This is a genomic window from Scytonema sp. NUACC21, assembly GCF_054684315.1.
The window spans coordinates 1-17267 of sequence record NZ_BAAFZH010000036.1 but is presented as its reverse complement, the minus strand read 5'-3'; the positions used below and the strand labels follow the sequence as shown (position 1 = coordinate 17267).

At 41.0% G+C, this 17267-nt stretch carries 13 protein-coding genes and 4 pseudogenes; 6 read left to right on the top strand and 11 right to left on the bottom strand.

Annotated features, from left to right (window positions below; all coding sequences use genetic code 11):
* Positions 1–305 precede the first annotated feature (305 nt).
* Positions 306–584, bottom strand: a pseudogene (locus tag ACYRY3_RS03580) (BMC domain-containing protein); the annotation flags it as partial.
* A 225-nt stretch (positions 585–809) separates the two neighbouring features.
* Here ACYRY3_RS03580 and gltX point away from each other — a divergent pair.
* From gltX to ACYRY3_RS03565, 3 genes and pseudogenes are all read left to right on the top strand, one after another.
* Positions 810–2255, top strand: a complete 1446-nt coding sequence (gene gltX, locus ACYRY3_RS03575) for a glutamate--tRNA ligase (RefSeq protein ID WP_460200390.1) — start codon at positions 810–812, stop codon at positions 2253–2255.
* 334 nt (positions 2256–2589) lie between these two features.
* Entirely contained in the window at positions 2590–3090 is a 501-nt protein-coding gene (locus ACYRY3_RS03570) for a hypothetical protein (protein WP_460200389.1), read from the top strand.
* A gap of 524 nt (positions 3091–3614) precedes the next feature.
* Positions 3615–3938: pseudogene (locus ACYRY3_RS03565) on the top strand (ATP-dependent metallopeptidase FtsH/Yme1/Tma family protein); the annotation flags it as partial.
* A 1-nt stretch (position 3939) separates the two neighbouring features.
* On the opposite strand, the pseudogene ACYRY3_RS03560 reads toward ACYRY3_RS03565, so the two are convergent.
* The 7 genes and pseudogenes from ACYRY3_RS03560 to ACYRY3_RS03530 all read right to left on the bottom strand — a co-directional run.
* Positions 3940–4617: pseudogene (locus ACYRY3_RS03560) on the bottom strand (serine/threonine protein kinase); the annotation flags it as partial.
* Between the two features lie 62 nt (positions 4618–4679).
* Positions 4680–5012: a hypothetical protein gene (locus ACYRY3_RS03555; protein ID WP_460200388.1), complete on the bottom strand. Its 333-nt coding sequence runs from the start codon at positions 5010–5012 to the stop codon at positions 4680–4682.
* An 80-nt stretch (positions 5013–5092) separates the two neighbouring features.
* A complete protein-coding gene (locus tag ACYRY3_RS03550; RefSeq protein ID WP_460200387.1) occupies positions 5093–6256 on the bottom strand; it encodes a hypothetical protein in 1164 nt (387 codons plus the stop codon).
* 27 nt (positions 6257–6283) lie between these two features.
* Positions 6284–7261: an amidohydrolase family protein gene (locus tag ACYRY3_RS03545; RefSeq protein WP_460200386.1), complete on the bottom strand. Its 978-nt coding sequence runs from the start codon at positions 7259–7261 to the stop codon at positions 6284–6286.
* Positions 7262–7528: 267 nt separating this feature from the next.
* A complete protein-coding gene (locus ACYRY3_RS03540; protein WP_460200385.1) occupies positions 7529–7846 on the bottom strand; it encodes a DMT family transporter in 318 nt (105 codons plus the stop codon).
* A gap of 140 nt (positions 7847–7986) precedes the next feature.
* Positions 7987–8205: a hypothetical protein gene (locus ACYRY3_RS03535; protein ID WP_460200384.1), complete on the bottom strand. Its 219-nt coding sequence runs from the start codon at positions 8203–8205 to the stop codon at positions 7987–7989.
* Positions 8206–8688: 483 nt separating this feature from the next.
* Positions 8689–9105: a hypothetical protein gene (locus ACYRY3_RS03530; RefSeq protein ID WP_460200383.1), complete on the bottom strand. Its 417-nt coding sequence runs from the start codon at positions 9103–9105 to the stop codon at positions 8689–8691.
* A gap of 564 nt (positions 9106–9669) precedes the next feature.
* On the opposite strand from ACYRY3_RS03530, the gene ACYRY3_RS03525 reads away from it, so the two are divergent.
* Positions 9670–10206 (top strand): HNH endonuclease, encoded by a 537-nt coding sequence (locus tag ACYRY3_RS03525; RefSeq protein ID WP_460200382.1) that lies wholly within the window; start codon positions 9670–9672, stop codon positions 10204–10206.
* 331 nt (positions 10207–10537) lie between these two features.
* On the opposite strand, the gene ACYRY3_RS03520 is transcribed toward ACYRY3_RS03525, so the two are convergent.
* Complete coding sequence (locus ACYRY3_RS03520; protein ID WP_460200403.1) at positions 10538–10738, bottom strand: hypothetical protein; 201 nt, start codon at positions 10736–10738, stop codon at positions 10538–10540.
* Positions 10739–12243: 1505 nt separating this feature from the next.
* Here ACYRY3_RS03520 and ACYRY3_RS03515 point away from each other — a divergent pair.
* On the top strand, positions 12244–13248 hold the full coding sequence (locus ACYRY3_RS03515) for a phosphoribulokinase (RefSeq protein WP_460200380.1): 1005 nt from the start codon (positions 12244–12246) through the stop codon (positions 13246–13248).
* A gap of 269 nt (positions 13249–13517) precedes the next feature.
* Positions 13518–13991: pseudogene (locus ACYRY3_RS03510) on the top strand (S-adenosylmethionine synthetase N-terminal domain-containing protein); the annotation flags it as partial.
* 683 nt (positions 13992–14674) lie between these two features.
* Here the strand turns inward: ACYRY3_RS03510 and ACYRY3_RS03505 are convergent.
* Positions 14675–15997, bottom strand: coding sequence for a PDDEXK family nuclease (locus tag ACYRY3_RS03505; RefSeq protein WP_460200379.1), 1323 nt, complete (start codon positions 15995–15997; stop codon positions 14675–14677).
* Positions 15998–16092: 95 nt separating this feature from the next.
* Positions 16093–17016 (bottom strand): CRISPR-associated protein Csx3, encoded by a 924-nt coding sequence (locus ACYRY3_RS03500; protein WP_460200378.1) that lies wholly within the window; start codon positions 17014–17016, stop codon positions 16093–16095.
* Positions 17017–17267 lie beyond the last annotated feature (251 nt).

Here is a 17267-nt window from a genome sequence, read left to right as displayed (position 1 = left end):
TAAGATATATATCTAGTATCACTGAACACTTATGATTGATGCAGCGTCCTTGCTGTAAAAGTTATGAGTGATATCAATAGATAATAATCTATATGCGTTATTAGAATAAAGGTATTTTTTTTATAGATTAGAACCGTTATTATCAAGGACAGTAACGAAAGCGTAAAACCCCTTCCATTCAGGACAGCATACCTTAATGGTAGTCATTCAAGTTATGAGTTTTGTCATTTGTCTTCTGTCATTTGTCTTGACAAAGGACTAAGGACAAAGGACGAACTCTTAACTTTTTACTTTTTCAATTTCCATCATTCCTCTGTAATTTTCATCGGTAACTGCGCTAAGTCTGGTAACTCCAAAAGCTCTGCTTCTGACATCTGTTCCTTGATACTAATTGGTACCCTCAAAGGTTGACGTTCCTCTATCCAGCAACTTGCCACTGGTAGAGTTTCCTCCAACTCATCTAGTGGTCTGGGAATCACCATCACGGCATTCAACTCCCCGATCCGTTCTGCCTCGTACATCCCTGCTTCTACTGCCACTGCTACATTCGCAACCGACCCTCGAATAATGGCTGTACACAAACCTCACGGCGGAAGTTGCGGGTTCGAGCCCCGTCAGTCCCGTTAAAAAGTGATAAATAGCAAATTCAAATTGGCGAATTAAGAGTGTAGGCAGTGAGCTTTTGTGTTTCACAACCTGTAGTTCAATGGTATCTGGTAGGAAGGAAGCCAAGGCTGCGCCGCCGCGTTAGTGTGGGTAGTTTAGTATAAGCTACATAAGTTGTGCTTTAGAGAAAGAGAGAATTTACAGTGACTGTTAGAGTCCGTATTGCCCCAAGTCCAACAGGAAATTTACACATTGGTACAGCAAGGACAGCTGTATTTAATTGGTTGTTTGCCCGTCACCACGGCGGTCAGTTTATCCTGCGAATAGAAGATACAGAGTTAGAGCGATCGCGTCCCGAATACACGGAAAATATCCTTCAAGGGCTGCGCTGGTTGGGAATGACATGGGATGAAGGTCCATTTTTTCAAACCAAACGCTTGGAAATTTACAAACAAGCAGTAAAAACGCTTTTAGATAAGGGATTAGCCTACCGCTGCTACACCACCGCAGAAGAATTAGAAGCGCTGCGAGAAGCTCAGAAAGCTAGAAATGAAGCTCCTCGTTATGATAACCGTCACCGGAACCTCACACCAGAACAAGAAGCCGCCTATAAAGCCGAAGGGCGCAGTTTTGTCATTCGATTCAAAATTGATGACGATCGCGTAATCGTTTGGAACGACTTAGTACGCGGTAAAATGGTTTGGCGTGGTAGCGATTTAGGTGGTGATATGGTCATTGCTCGCGCCGCAGAAGATGATATAGGCATACCCCTGTACAACTTTGCTGTTGTGGTTGATGACATGGACATGCAAATCACCCATGTCATCCGAGGGGAAGACCACATCGCTAACACTGCCAAGCAGATACTGATATACGAAGCTTTTGGTGGACAAGTGCCAGAGTTTGCCCATACCCCTCTGATTCTCAATCAGGAGGGACGCAAACTTTCCAAGCGAGATGGGGTCACATCGATTTTTGATTTTAAACAAATGGGCTTCACCGCTGAAGCAATGGTCAATTATATGACTTTGCTGGGTTGGTCTCCACCAGACTCGACTCAGGAAATTTTCACCCTAGAGGAAGCAGCCAAGCAGTTTAGCTTTGACCGAGTTAATAAAGCAGGCGCAAAGTTTGATTGGGCAAAATTAGATTGGCTTAACAGTCAGTACATTCACAATATCCCTGCTGACAAGTTAACAGATTTAGTGATTCCCTACTGGGAAGAAGCGGGATTTCAATTGACAGGAGGACGCACTCGCCCTTGGTTAGAGCAATTGGTTGCTTTGATTGGACCTAGCTTAACTCGTCTTGGAGATGCAGTCGCCATTTCTCGACTCTTTTTTGTAGAGACCGTAGAATTTAGTGAGGAAGCAACAGCACAATTAAAGCAAGAAGGTTCTGCAGCAACTCTCAAATGGATTGTTGCTGCTTTGGACGAGGGTCAACTCACTGAAGCCAGTACTCAAGAACTGATTAAACAAGTGATTAAAGAGCAAAACGTGAAGAAAGGATTGGTCATGCGTTCTCTCAGGGCTGGTTTAACTGGAGATTTACACGGACCCGATCTCATTCAATCATGGTTACTGCTCAATCAAATTGGTTTGGATAAACCACGCTTGCTCCAAGCAATTGCGGAAGCGGGTGGTTGATGTCATTAATTTTTTATGTAGAGACGTGCCATAGGGCGTCTCTACACCGCCTGCAATGACGCAAAATCATGGGGTGAAGCGCCACACCCCTGAATAATCAGCAGTATCCTTTTAGGAAGTCGGGCATCTTGCAGCCCCTCGTTTATTCGGTATGAAAGTGAACCAGTGCTTTATTGCAAACCAGAGCGAAATAACTACTGTTGCTTTCGGTCAATTGATAATCCGGAACTTTTGCATGACCATTAGGGAAAAATTATAGTTAAAATCCCTCAGATTGGGAACTCCTTATGTAAAATTAACGTCACTTAAAATACTTAAAAAATGTGTTATCAAGATGCTGACAAAAGTTATAGGTCGAGGGATAAAAATTTCTTTGGTCATTGCTGGGCTGGCGATGGTGTCAGCAAGTGCCATGATAGCCGTTGCTCAAGAAGAAACTCCACCGCCAATATTTGGGGATATGATGATTGGTCGCAAAGTTTCCCCAGATCCAATGACAGTACGCGGTATGAGTGGCGGTTCAGTTCCAGGAAAACAGCTGATTGGCAAGGGGGAAACTCCCACAGGCCCTTGTACGGGATTTTTTGATGAAAAACCAGACCATACCCTAGAGCTCACAAATAAATTTGACTACTTAAAACTGCAAGTCGAAAGCGCAGAGGACACCACCTTAATTATTAGTGGTCCTGGTGGTAGCTGGTGCAATGATGACTTTGAGGGGAAAAATCCCGGTATCCTTGGTGAATGGTTGCCAGGAACTTACAACATTTGGATTGGTTCTTACACAAAAGACAAGTATCTTCCTTACACGTTACGCATTACAGAAGTGAAATAAAGAAGTCAAGGGTCAAGGGTTAAGAGTCAAGAGTTACTCCTAGTCATGGTGAAGAAATTGAATATGCTAGGGTAGTGGCAAACCCAACCAGAAGGGGCGAGGCAAGATGACATTTACGACATCTCAGAATTTGTCCGAAGAGTTCGCTCTTAGGGGGCTGTTGTACTCAAACTGTGACCCAGCCATATGGTAGGGTGTTAATAGCAGAATACCACTAACATCAGCTATCGTTTCTCTATCCGAAGTTTGGTTCCCCAATATAAACAAGCCGCAAACTCTTACCAGTAACCACAAACAAATGACCAAGGACGGTTTTCACTTCCTCACATTTCTTCGTACCGATAAAGAGAATATAGTACAAGCAAGCAAAATTAAGTTAAATTTAATTAAGATTATTAATGATGTTTCAGTTCTCCCGACTCGCTAGAGATAGCAATAGGGCGATCGCTGTTACACATAAATATAAAAACATTGATTTAAAAGCTCTATTTCTGGGCTGCTGCACTATCTAGAGGCAAACAAAGATGAAATTTTCCTGGAGAGTTCTACTACTCTGGACATTGCCAGCATTGGTAATTGGCTTTTTCTTTTGGCAAGGGGCATTTTCTGGAGCTCCCACTGACTTAAGCAAGAATGCAGCCAGTACTCGCATGACCTATGGTCGCTTTCTCGAATACCTAGACGCTAATCGTGTGACTGGCGTGGATTTGTATGAAGGCGGCAGAACGGCAATTGTGGAAGCCGTCGATCCCGAACTAGACAACCGCGTACAACGGGTACGGGTGGATCTCCCAGCTAATGCACCTGAACTGATTAGAAAGCTTAAAGACAAGGGAGTGAGTTTTGACGATGACAATGAACTAATTCTATAGGGTCAGTGGTTGCAAAAGGTAGTTGATTAGTCAGCAATTCGTAGAAGGTAGCACCCAAGGAATAAAAATCGCTGCGGTAATCTATTCCTCGATTCATTCTTCCAGTTTGCTCTGGAGCAATATAAGATAAAGTTCCTTCTAAGCGCTCAATATTGCCAACTGTCTGATTTTCTCGCGATAAACGAGTGGAAATGCCGAAGTCAATGATTTTTAGTTGTTCGGTTTCCGGGTTATAGACGATATTAGAGGGGTTAATGTCTTTGTGGATAATATTGGCAGCGTGAATAGCCGCTAAACTCTCAGTGGTTTTGATGGCAATAGAGAGAAATGCTTTGAGAGTAAATTGACGATTGCACATTAACAATTTTAAAGATTCACCGCTAAAGTCTTCTAAAAACATGACTAGACTATTTTCATATCGCTGCAAATCATAAGCTTTAATAACTCCATCGGTATTTAAGGAACGGGTAACTTCATATTCCTGTTTATATCGAGTTAATTCTGAAGGATTGGGGTAGTTTTCCTTAAGAATCTTTAAAATAACGGGTTGATTATCGGGCTTGAGGATAGCTCGATAGACTAAGGAATTAGCACTTTCGTAGATTTTCTGAATAATCTGATAGTCTGTTTTAATCTTGTCTGGTTGCTGATTCATAGGAAGCTTGAAAAAACCTGGAATCCTTTTTATACAAGTTTTCCAGGATTTTATCATTGTGATTAGATTTTAGGCGAGGATGAAGTTGAAAAATTTGTATCGATTTTTACTCCTAGTGAAGGTAAAGAATCAACTCCTAAATAACGGCTTATTAAATCTTGTTTCTTTCCATATATTAATTTTGTAGTTACGGTACCAGATTGCTCTATTTCAAACAAATTACTAAAATCAACATCTTTAGAGCCTTTGTTAATCTCAACTAGGAATATTTGGAAATATTTCTCATTAGTACCACGCTCATTAGATGTAATTTGAGAACACTCCACTTCCCTAGTGACTGAGGTGATACTATTTAAGTTTTTTAAGTTATTAATATTTCCGGGGTTAATTTGCATTAGTTTCTCCTTACTCGTGAGTCATCTAAGTCTATTTTTTAATCAAAATCAGCTATGATTTTGATTAAACAGAGATTTTTTTAGCTTGTAGTTAGCGGCATATAGGGATAAGGAGACCTGAAATAGTTTATATTTACCGTATAATCTTCGCCTAGCTTTTCATAAAAAGGAAGTTCTCCACCATCATCTTTTGCCTCTGCCCATGTTTTAATATCCTTTGGATCTAGCTGTTCTGATGAAGGTATGGGAGGATAAGGCATAATAACTTGGTATACTATCCAGGGTGATTCCTGGTTCGTGGGAAGCTCTTTGAATTCACCGTTAAATCTACTCCAATCTGCCTCGAAACTATACTTAGAGATTATTTCACTTGTACTAATAATGGGTTGAGAAATTTGGTGATATTCATCGCCTTTTCTATAATATGCCTGTCCAGAGAACAAGAGTGACAAAGCAATTCCTTGCCAAGACTTACTGCTAGGTAAAATCATAAATCTTGCTCCTGTTGTTTCTTTTAATTTGTTAGTTCTACCAGCAGATTGTAATAATTTAGTACCGATGTCAGGATTCAAATCTTGTGGACTACCTATATCAATTCTATTTCGACGCTTTAGTGGAATGTAGATTTCAGAATTTTCAATCTTGTTAGGAGAAGCTCCCCCAGCAAAAAGAAAAATTTCTCTAGCGATGAGACCATCCAAAATATTAGATTCAATGTCATCCCACTCACCAATAGTAAACTTCTCCCACAAATCAGTGTTTTCTGGTTTTTTAACTTCCAAATAAGTCCACCAAGTTTTAGCAATCAACTGAGATAGTTTGCGACTTTGTAATATACTACGAGTTGTTACATAAAAATTATTTACCTCCGTGAATTCTATTTTTTCAGATTCAACCCCAGTTAATGCCTTGATAAAACCATTTGGAAAAATAACTCCTGGTGATGGCAAATATGAAGATAGTTTGTACTCATCAACATCATCGACATCAGCATATTTGGGATAATCTTCCAGCTTTTCTTGTGTCTCTTTATCAAGTTTAAACTCATCAAAACTATCTTTGATTGAAGAATTTTTACTTCCACGACCTCTTTTTTTTGCTACTATTGTTGTAGATATTTTTTGACCTACTCTCTTTTCTTCTTCAGTAGGTGGATGTATTTTTAATATCTGGTAATAAGTATCCTCTTTATACCAACGTCTGGGCACAAGTTGATCTTCACTACCGGGTAGGTTTGTTGCCACTGATTTTTCTCCTATATAATCTGTAATTCACAACAAATTATAAAAACGGCGAGGATTATCCCAAAGAGTCTTTTGCACAGTTTCTTTCGATAATTTCTCCTCAAGCTTTACCATTTCTGCAACAATGTTCGGCTTATGATCCATATGGGGATAGTCCGAACCAAAAATTAAACTGTCCGTGCCAATATATTCAATCGCCTGAACCAGTAGTGGTTCTGAAGGCTCTATGGCAATAAAGCACTGGCGACGAAAATACTCTGATGGCTTGATTTTAACATTATCATTAATTTTCTCCTCCCAATGTAAATTTTCGTATTCTTCATCCAGTCGCCACAGCCAATAGGGAAGCCAGCTACAACCGGATTCTAGAAAAGCCACTTTAAGTTTAGGATGACGTTCTAATACCCCCCCTTCAATCAACGCTAATAAAGCCATCATCTGTTCCATCGGATGAGAGCAAGCGTGGGTAGCAAAACGAGTATTAAACCTTTCTGTACCTGTAGTTGGCAAACGACTGTGAGTCCCTTCATGAATGCCTACTGCTATGCCCAGTCGCTCGCATTCTGTCCAAAATGGCTCGTAAGCAGAGTCGCTCAATAGTCTTCCTTTGACGGGGTTAGGGCGTAAAAATACAGCTTTCCAGCCAAAACTGACTATTCTATGCAGTTCATGCACCATTGACTCTGGCGCGTGCAGATTAATTGCTCCTACCCCCTTCAATCTATCTGGAGCGTAGCTGCAAAAGTCCTTTAACCAGTTGTTATAGGCGCGGGTAAAAGCGCCAGCAACTTCCGGTTGCATAGTATTGATCGCCCAAAGCCACAATCCATAACTTGGATAAAGGAATGCCACATCGATCCCCATCTGCACCATCTCTTGAAGATGAGACTTGACATTGTAGCCTTGGAAATAAGCATTGGGGTGAGCTTCCATCATCTGCTTATTTCCTACAGCACGAACTTGCTTAGACACTTTTTTTACAATGTCTTCCCCTTGAATTTTCATGTCTGCTGAAGGGGCAAACTGTTTAAATTGTGTAGGTTGGGTTGAGGAACGAAACCCAACATTTAATCCAGTAGGTTGGCTAGTTTAGTAGGGTAAACCACAAGCTTTCTAAATATTTTGAAATACAGCTATGCTCAAATATTTGATAAAAGTGTTCGTTTGGGATGTCTTCTTAAGATTATCTCACTAATTGTGTTTTTCTCTGGCAGAGAAACCAATTTTGCTGCCCCGTGCCAAGCTACACTTAATCCAATAGATAATGTCTGACTAAGATTTAACTAGACTCAAGCCAATGACTCCTAACAAAATTAAGCCAATAAATAAAGCTTTAGTCGGGCTAAAACTTTCTTTAAAGAAGATTGAACCCAATAATGATGTCCCAATAATTCCTACCCCAGACCAGACAGCGTATCCGATACTAACTTCTATCTTTTTAAGAGATAATCCAAAGAAGATAAATGCTAGAGGATAGCCAACAACTCCACCTATTAAGTAAATTGGTTTTGAAAAGCCATTTGCTAACTTGAGAGACATTGTTCCAAAGATTTCACAAGCGATCGCCAGAAATAGAAAAAGCCAAGCCATTCATTTAAACCATAGTTCATTATTGATAATATACTGCTATTTACAGCTTTGGCTGCTATAGCAGGAGTGCATTACAGGCATCGGTCACTTTTTGATTAATAAGCACCTTTTTTCGTACCATTGGGAACGAAATCCCACATTTAATTCCATTGTTCGCTAAACTCCCGATTAAGCACCTCTTGGTAAGTGATAGGTTCACGTACTATAGCTCCCTTTTCATTAAACACACGTTGACGCTGATTCGTTTTGCCAAGGTTCTTAGCAAAGTTTTGAATAATCTTAAGTGCATTGTCGTCGTGAGAGAGATGCTGTAAATGTACCTCGAGTTCCGCCAAGCTTTCAGGGGTATTGGATGTCATTAATGGGCATTCTCCCCCTAGGTAGCATTTTTTGCATCAAGCGGACGCGGAACTAAGTCGGGGTCAAGGTCTACTTCGTCGTCATATGATCAAATAGCGATAATAAATCTTGGTTAATCGTAGTAAAGCTGTATCTAAAGGGTTTAGATAATCTAGAATTTGGAAATTAACCAAACTCTAGATTACGTTGCTCGTTTGAGCACTCCCAATTGGGGTATGGTTTGCCTTGACACTGCTTAAGAGCTTGTAAATGGATTACGGTTTTGCGCTGGCGTGAGCAGCCATGTTCCTTCTCCGACGCTTGAGACTGGCTAATCTCCCACGCGTCATGACTCTTAAGCGGACTTAAATCCTTGCGGTGAGTCCAGTGGTGAAGGCGGGTTTCCCGCGCCCTGGCAACTGGCTATCCCGTTGGGATAACGTAGAATCTACAGTTCTACGATGAGTCATGGTGAAGTCAGTTAACCGAATGACTCGGTTTCACTACGAATTACTTCGTTTCACGCACTTCTCCATATCTGCATCCATATCTTCGGGAAGCAGAGGCTCGAATCTATCACGAGTGGGAAGCTCGGGTAAAGTGCCTAACATTGTGACAGTTTCCATTAGCAAATTGAGGGTGTCGGTGTCGCGGTGTTTCTGCAGAACGCGAACAGCATGAGAGAATACACGTGCTCCTCGACGCAAGCGATCTGCATCCCGAGCTAAGCCCAGCATCTTTTGGAAGTCCTGTTCTTCAAGAATACGATACTGCCCGGTTTTTGTATGCAGAACACCGATTGTCCCATTTTTAATAGACTCAAGAGATTTCGACCCTTCTGTACGAAATTTCTCAAAAGATGACCATCTGGAACCCACCCTCAGTTCAAAAGATGTTGAGTCGTTAATTATAGATGCCATACATATCACCTCCACTTCTCAATGGTAATGGAAAACCCAATGGAATTGCACTGGATTTCGTTGGAATTTCATTGAATTTTTCGATAAAAATCAACGAAGATAAGGCACATAGAGAGAGGCTGTTATTTTCTGCTTTGCCTTGTCTCCCTTTTACCGAAGCATTATTGAAACAGTGGACAAGTATATACTACAGACTGTATTATTAATTTAGTCTTTATTACAAATACTACAAAGTTCAATGATACGCAGATTGTCTTCAACCATAAGCAGCGTGATGCATCGCCGACCCAGCCAGGGTTGGATAGATGCGATAAGCCCTTGGATTAACGCCTTAAGCCGTATCGCGCTATTTGCGTTTGAGGGAACATATCTGTTATCGGGGGACAAGAGTGCAAGTGTTGGCATTTTTGGAGCGCTCGCCAAATGCCTAAATCGGGATGAATTCATCCAGAGCGGGAGGTGCAAGTGTTTTATAGCACCGATATAGGTCAAAAAGTATCAACTAAGAGACCCCCGCTCCTAGATAACAGAGGCGGGGGTATTTTTTTAGGAGTGAATTAACTTATGGAACCTCAACCACCAAGTCAGCAATCACACATATTACAAAATTCAGTGGTCGTGTTCTCTAAAAACTACTTACCACTGGCGCGGATTAACATCAAACGAGCAATAGTGCTGTTAGTAACAGGTCAAGCAGAATCTTTGAATTTTGGTACTACAAAGCAGTGGGAAGTGCGATCGCCCAGTATCGTACTACAAGTGCCCGAACACATCCGCTTAATGGTTGGCAATCCCGAACGACACTGGAAAGTGCCCGCTGTCAACCGTCGTGAGGTACTAAAGCGTGATAGTCACACCTGCCAATACTGCGGCAGCACAAAACGTCTAACGCTCGATCATGTGATTCCTCGTTCTAAAGGTGGGCAGCATACCTGGGACAACGTTGTAACCGCTTGTGAAAAGTGCAACTCAACTAAAAGCGATCGCCTGCCGCATGAAGCGGGAATGGTACTCAAAAGTAAGCCGAAAGCGCCAATTCACCCAGCAGTTACCTTTGCCGAACAGTTTTGGAATGCACAACGCCTGACTGAAAATGAGTAATTCACTCCCATAAACCCTGTCAGAGAGGGCAATGAGCGCAATGACAAAACACTGCCCTCTCACTTAAAAAAAAATTGTAGTATGCCCTTGACACTTTTGTAGTATTTATGTAGTATATATTTAGTGGAACACAAAAGCCTCTGCAAAAGGCATAGCGTTAACACTTCCGTTCCTTGAAAACTGAATAATTGCCACCCAACGTGGGGGTGTAGCTTAGTCCGGTTAACAGCAGTCGCCGTATTCGTGCGAAAGAACGTAGGTATCTCCTTACGGAGACGCTGAGTCGCTGGCGCGACACGCTTCGCGATGCCGCAGGCTATGCCCGCAAGGGCTATACGCGAACAATTCCCGTCGGCACTGCCTCATGGGTCGGTATCCAAGTCCGGTTGAAGGAAGCCGTCTGTAAAACGGATGCTTTATCAGTTTCTTCGCTCTGACGCAGACCCACCACTTCGTATACGAAGATACGGCTACCTGATTCTGTGTTGGCAGCACCTTCAACGGCACCTTTGATATACATTACTTCTACCACTCCGATTTCTACTTAACCTGTTCTCAACAAAACCCTTTTCACCACAATAGCAGTGCGCTGCTCTGATTTTTCGTTTCAGAGCCACTGCTTGCCAGCATAGACGCACCAAATGTTGGTTTGACATATCTGGCTTTTGGGAAAAGCGGCAATTTCCTTGCCAATGTCTTATTACGTACACTCACCAAAGACATATGGGCATCGCAAAACACACCTGTTTACCGAATGTCTTCCCCCCGGAGAGCAACGCCCTCTTATGGTTGGGAAGGGGATGGGGACTAGAGTCCTTTTCTTCCTCTAAATCTGGCGTTGTCGCCATTTTTTCCTCGGGTTGACCAGCAAGCAGCAACGGGAAGCATTATTCCTATGCGCTGGGCTTACTGTTTCCGAGTTAAGAACACAGTTCTCTAGGGACTTATGACGTTCAGATTGGTTTTTAACAATCTTTTGGATTTATCTTTGAGACTGTTAGACCAGGATTTCTGACAATCCCTGACCTTATAAGGTAGAGGATAAGCCCTTAAGAGAATGTTAATAATGAGTCAATTTAATGTTTTTTTCGAGAAGTGCTACCCCCTATAGAGATATCTCTCCTCGGTACCCATTGGAAACACAGCCCGAAGCCACTCCATTTAGGAAAAACCAACCACAAAAAATCTTTTGCGATTTGTTTGACTTTCCCTAAACCAAGTGTGAATCTCCCACTGTCTCAGAAATCATCTGAGAATTTTGACACCAGAACTTGACTGCTGAATACTTTATCCGTCATCATGGACACTTCCACAACACCGAAAAAATTCAGCAACAAAATTCTGCTACGGGGAGACCCAGAATATACAACTACTACAATTTAGTTTCACTTGATGTGAAAAATCTGTCAACCACCATCACGAGGAACCTAAAGCTCACAAAAGGCTGTTGGGCGATCGCGCTCAAGTGATAGCCGAAAAATTTGCGCTTTTTGTCAATTTTTCATTAATTTAGCAGAGTCCGCTGAAGTCATCTTGATTCTGACAAGATTTTCCTGTTAAGCGTTCCCTTTTGCTGATAATTTTTGGCGTTAAAGCTCTAAAACCTTACACGCTGTTGGGAAATTTTCAATAACCAAGAAATTTCAAAATCTCAGATTACATTGTAGACTTAATATAGTATGTCTTCAAAAACAGTGTATTTCTGGTGACACAGCACTTATATGCGGTTGTCAACTTTCTAATAACCTCTCACTTGCCAAAAAATTAGGGGATCGAATCAAGGGAATCAACCTTGTATAGAGTAACCCCTTCTGTTACAATTCAATTTAACACTAGGATTAAATACTTACCAGCAATAAAGTCAGCCTTATGAAGCAGGTAGAAACTTTCGCGTTAGTACCTGCTTGAGATAGCGCTGGATTGCTGGAGGGCAAGAACGCAGGATAAACCATTGGTGTACTCCTGGCTTCACGATTGAAACAAAACGAAACAAAAAAATTATTGATGCACTCATCTTGAGAACCTTAGAGGAGATTTATGACTAGTAAGCCGGAACGCGTGGTACTGATTGGAGTAGCGGGAGACTCTGGGTGCGGTAAATCTACGTTTTTGCGTCGCCTCACTGATTTATTTGGTGAAGAATTAATGACTGTCATCTGTTTGGATGACTATCACTCCTTAGATCGCAAGCAGCGCAAAGAAACGGGTATCACTGCACTTGACCCAAGAGCCAACAATTTTGACCTGATGTACGAGCAAATCAAAGCGCTCAAAGAAGGTCAATCTATCATGAAGCCGATTTACAACCACGAGACCGGCACTATCGACCCACCAGAGAAAATAGATCCAAATCATATTGTTGTGGTTGAGGGACTGCATCCTCTCTATGACGAGCGAGTAAGGGAACTCATTGACTTCAGCGTTTATTTTGATATTAGCGATGAAGTCAAGATTGCCTGGAAAATTCAGCGGGATATGGCTGAGCGCGGTCACCGCTATGAAGACGTTTTAGCTCAAATTAACTCCCGCAAACCCGATTTTACAAAGTACATCGAACCACAAAGAGAGTTTGCCGATGTGGTTCTTCAGGTACTGCCCACCAACCTGATTAAAGAAGACAAAGAACGTAAAGTCCTGCGGGTACGGATGCTCCAACGGGAAGGTAAGACTGGTTTTGAGCCTGTTTACTTGTTTGATGAAGGCTCAACAATTCAGTGGACTCCTTGCGGACGCAAACTGACCTGTTCTTACCCTGGTATGCAACTGTACTACGGTTCGGACGTATACTACGGTCGCTATGTCTCCGTGTTGGAAGTCGATGGTCAATTTGATAACCTGGAAGAAGTGATTTACATTGAGACTCATCTGAGCAACACCTCTACCAAGTATAAGGGTGAAATGACTCACTTACTGCTTCAGCACCGCGAGTATCCTGGTTCCAATAATGGTACGGGTTTGTTCCAAGTGCTCACAGGTCTGAAGATGCGTGCTACTTACGAGCGTTTAACATCCAAGGAAGCACAGTTAGCAGCGAAAATCTAGTTAGCGGCAATAGTGTTAATATCTAAGTTTTCGGGGGCGCGAGTGGGTGTCCCCCTGTTTTTTAATTGGTTATCAAAAAGAAACAACGGTAGCTGAGTAAAGTAACTTTTCTTTTCTTTAAAAGAATCTGTCTTTAGGAAGGAATTTTATAAAATTACCATCAGACCAATTACTGATTGTGAAAATATTGTTATGATTGCAGGTTAAAGCGACTGAACCAAACACATCAGTTTAAGTCGCTATTGTTACCTTCTAAGGAGGAATCACATTTGTCTAATCGTTATCTATTTAGTTCCGAGTCAGTAACCGAAGGGCATCCTGACAAAATCTGCGATCAGATTTCTGATACTATCTTAGATGCCCTACTGTCTCAAGACCCCAGTAGCCGTGTAGCAGCTGAGGTTGTTGTTAACACTGGCTTGGTCTTAATTACTGGGGAAATTACCACCAAAGCCAATGTCAATTACGTTAATCTCGCCCGGAAAAAAATTGCAGAAATTGGCTACACCAACGCTGATAACGGATTTTCTGCCAACAGTTGCTCCGTTATCGTAGCTTTAGACGAACAATCACCTGATATCGCTCAAGGTGTCAATGATGCTCAAGAAACCCGCGAGCAAAGTAGCGATGAACAGTTTGACAAGGTTGGTGCGGGCGACCAAGGTATTATGTTTGGCTTCGCTTGTAACGAAACCCCAGAACTCACCTTCAGAACGACCGAAATAATCTGTGCGGTGCGGAAAATCATAAATTTCTGAGTTAAAAACTGTTGCAAATTCTTTACTAAGTTTTTGATTCGCATTAGAAACAGCTTTTAGCTTTGCTTCCGTTTCTCTAGAAATTAAATATATATCTTCCTCATCTGTCTTAACGTATTGTTCGCTAGTATTAACTGCTGGGAGTTGAGTAGACTGACAAGTAGCTGTCACACCCAAACCCAATAAAGGTACAGAAAGAATTCGTTCTCGTTTCTTTTTAGCTAATTCCTTTTCTAAGAGTGAATTGATTTTAGCTTTTAAATTTCCCTGACCAAATTCAAAGTCATGATAATGAGCAACTACAATATTTAAACCTGGTGCATCGTTCAAAACTCGTTTACTCAGGATTTGAGTTAATCGTTCAGCATACTGAAAGCTGGCAAAAAGTAAGACTGCATTACCACCTCCTGTGTAAATTATCTCGGCTGCTACATCCTCATTTCCAATATGAACTTCGTGTAACGATTTACAATTAGGGATATGAACTTTGTATTTAACTTCTTCTTTATGTTTAAGTTCTTTTTCTAAATCCTGCAAAGCTTCTTCAACCCATTCCTTAGTAGCCTGAGACACCAGATATGATGCTCCAATATTTTCACTCAGGCGGTTACTACTAAAAACATATTCTTGAATTCCAGTAGTATCTACAACTGTAATAGTTAATTTATTCATGATTTCCCCTTATTTCTCTCGATCCAATCAGCTATCCCTATTCTTATATTTTGTAAATCTTTACGGAGAAATACAGCAATTTTAGGATTATTAACAGCACCTTCAAGTTGACTTTTAAGATATATATCTAGAGTTATATCTTTAGTTTCATCATTATCACAACAGCAAACTAAAGCTACTCTGGCTTCATCACCACCTAGTTGTTTAGCTCTAGTGTATGCCTCAAATAGTTTTAGTTTACATTCCTTCGGATCTTTACTGGTGGTACAAGAAATAGCAAATAACTGATAATGCCGCATAAAAGCAACATCAAATTCAAAGTTAACTTCCCTGTATATTTTATCTTTGTTTATCTTCATTAAAAACGACATTTGACTTTCGCCAATTTGTAAATTCTTATTTTTAGCTATCTCTTGAACCTCACTAAGAACATAATGTTCTAACCAAATACCTCCCAGCCATTCACAAACTTGTTTACAACTATCAAAACCTTTTTGTTTAGTAATCCTTAATGAAAGTTGGTTTAAGTTACGTGATGCTTCTAATTTATTAACTAAAACATTAATACATTCTGGATGTAAAGCTGATAAATTTAAAGATATATTTGAAAGGTCTTCTTCTGATTTCCAATAACCTGTCTCTAAATCTTTAGCTTTTTTTAGTTCACCATAGTTGTTGTATTGATGAGTGTTAGACCATTTTCGCCAAGTTTGTGCTACTTGTTCATTTTTATCTTGGTAAATTCTAACTAGTTCGGCTGCTACATCTGGCAAAATAGGTTGAGAACGAGGAGCTAATTTGAATTCATAGTTATGAAGATTAAACAGATCTTTTAGAGAAACTTCAAGCTGAACACCTCGGTGAAAAGGTTCTGATTCTGAAGTATCTATAAATATTTCTAAAGTACGTGCATCAAGATAGCTATAGACGGTATCTGACCTTTTTAAATCAGATATAGCTCGATAAGTATGAACTGCCATTGTGTTTGTACCACCTGTGTAATGCAGCCCTATACGCTCCCTAAGTGGTATGTCTTTTAGATATTGTTGAACTATGTTATAAATTTTATAAGCATTAGATTTGTTGTCATCTGTATGGTCATTATCTAAAGGGACTTCCTGACTAGAAAATCCTTTCTTCTTTAAAGCTTTCATTAATCTATTTTTTTGAGCAATAGTTTGATTAGTATGAACAAGATATACTTTACTTTTCTCTTCTAGTAGCTTCATGGCAGCTACATAATTAGGTAATGGATTTTCACCTATTAGTAAAACAAGATGTTTGGTTTTATAGTCTTTAAAAGGGTCTGTAGAACTCATACTTTAAACCACCCCAATAGTTGTTCAAATGCTCTTAGAGTAACAATGCTTAATATAATTACGGGTACTAATAAGAGGGCTCGCGCTATTACCCCCTATCCCTTACTCAACCCCACTAACAACCGCGCCAAGGCTTGCACCATTGGACGACTAGAAATGTCTTCTCCCCGTTCGAGGTAATGAACACTACCAGTTAGGATTGGAAATTCGTTCTCAATCTTATCCTCGGTACCTTTGTAGTGGCTATATATGTTTGCGATAATACACAAATTCAAACTTCGACAAAATTCTTCCCATTCTGGAACTTCGTCTTTACCGTTGTCTCCAGCTAAAATCACGGCGTGAGTGGCTTCCCGCATAATCAGCCGATTCTCGTCAGTCATTTTGCCACCCACATCAATAATGTTGATGGGTAAATTTGCACTTCTTACCCACCCAGCTGCTTTCTTGGCAAATTCTGTTGTGAACTTAGCTTTGTAGTCCTCTTTGAGTCGTCTTGCTAAATCTGGATCTCTCCTTGCAGCTTCTGAAAACCAAGCACCTTCTCCATCGGGACAGGCTGTAATCGCATAAGGATAGGGTGCGCCTGGAATACTACCAATCGCTTGTTTCAAGCCTTCCCGCAAACACGATTTCCCTGATTGTGGGGGTCCGCAAAGTACGACTTTAATCATCGTTCTGTCTTTTTGAGCTTCATCTGTTTCAATCAGTTCTCCCACTTGGTAGGCTGGAGTATGGGAAATAGCTGTAATGAAGGTCTTGTAACCTTTTCTGCCTATCTTTGGATCGAAGATCGCGATCGCACTATAAAGGTGAGAGACTTTGTGGGCTATCAGGTAACATACGGGTAAGGATGCTGGTCCGTCAATTTTCAGCAACCGCCCTCCTTTGAGTTCTCCAGACTCCACCATTTCATCCAAACGTGCTGCTGCATCGCGGACTATTTGGTCACCATTGGCTGGAGTACCAAATTTGATTCTTAAAACGTCGTCTTCTAAATTGATATGGTAAGTACTCATTAATTGCAAAATAAGGATGAAAAGTTAGGTTGATGGAAGGATACAAGCTCCTGAATTTATTGATGCGCTTTACTTCATACTTCATCCTTTATACTTCATTGGCTTCATCATACACCGCCTTGGAAGAGGCTGCTTCCAGATGGCTTTATCCTAGAGTTATACCTATCTGTAGTGAGCCAGAGTCCTTTGCAAATTTTCTCAGATGTTCCCCAAGTCGAACTGCTGCAATGGTTAGCACGCGGTTCTCTCAA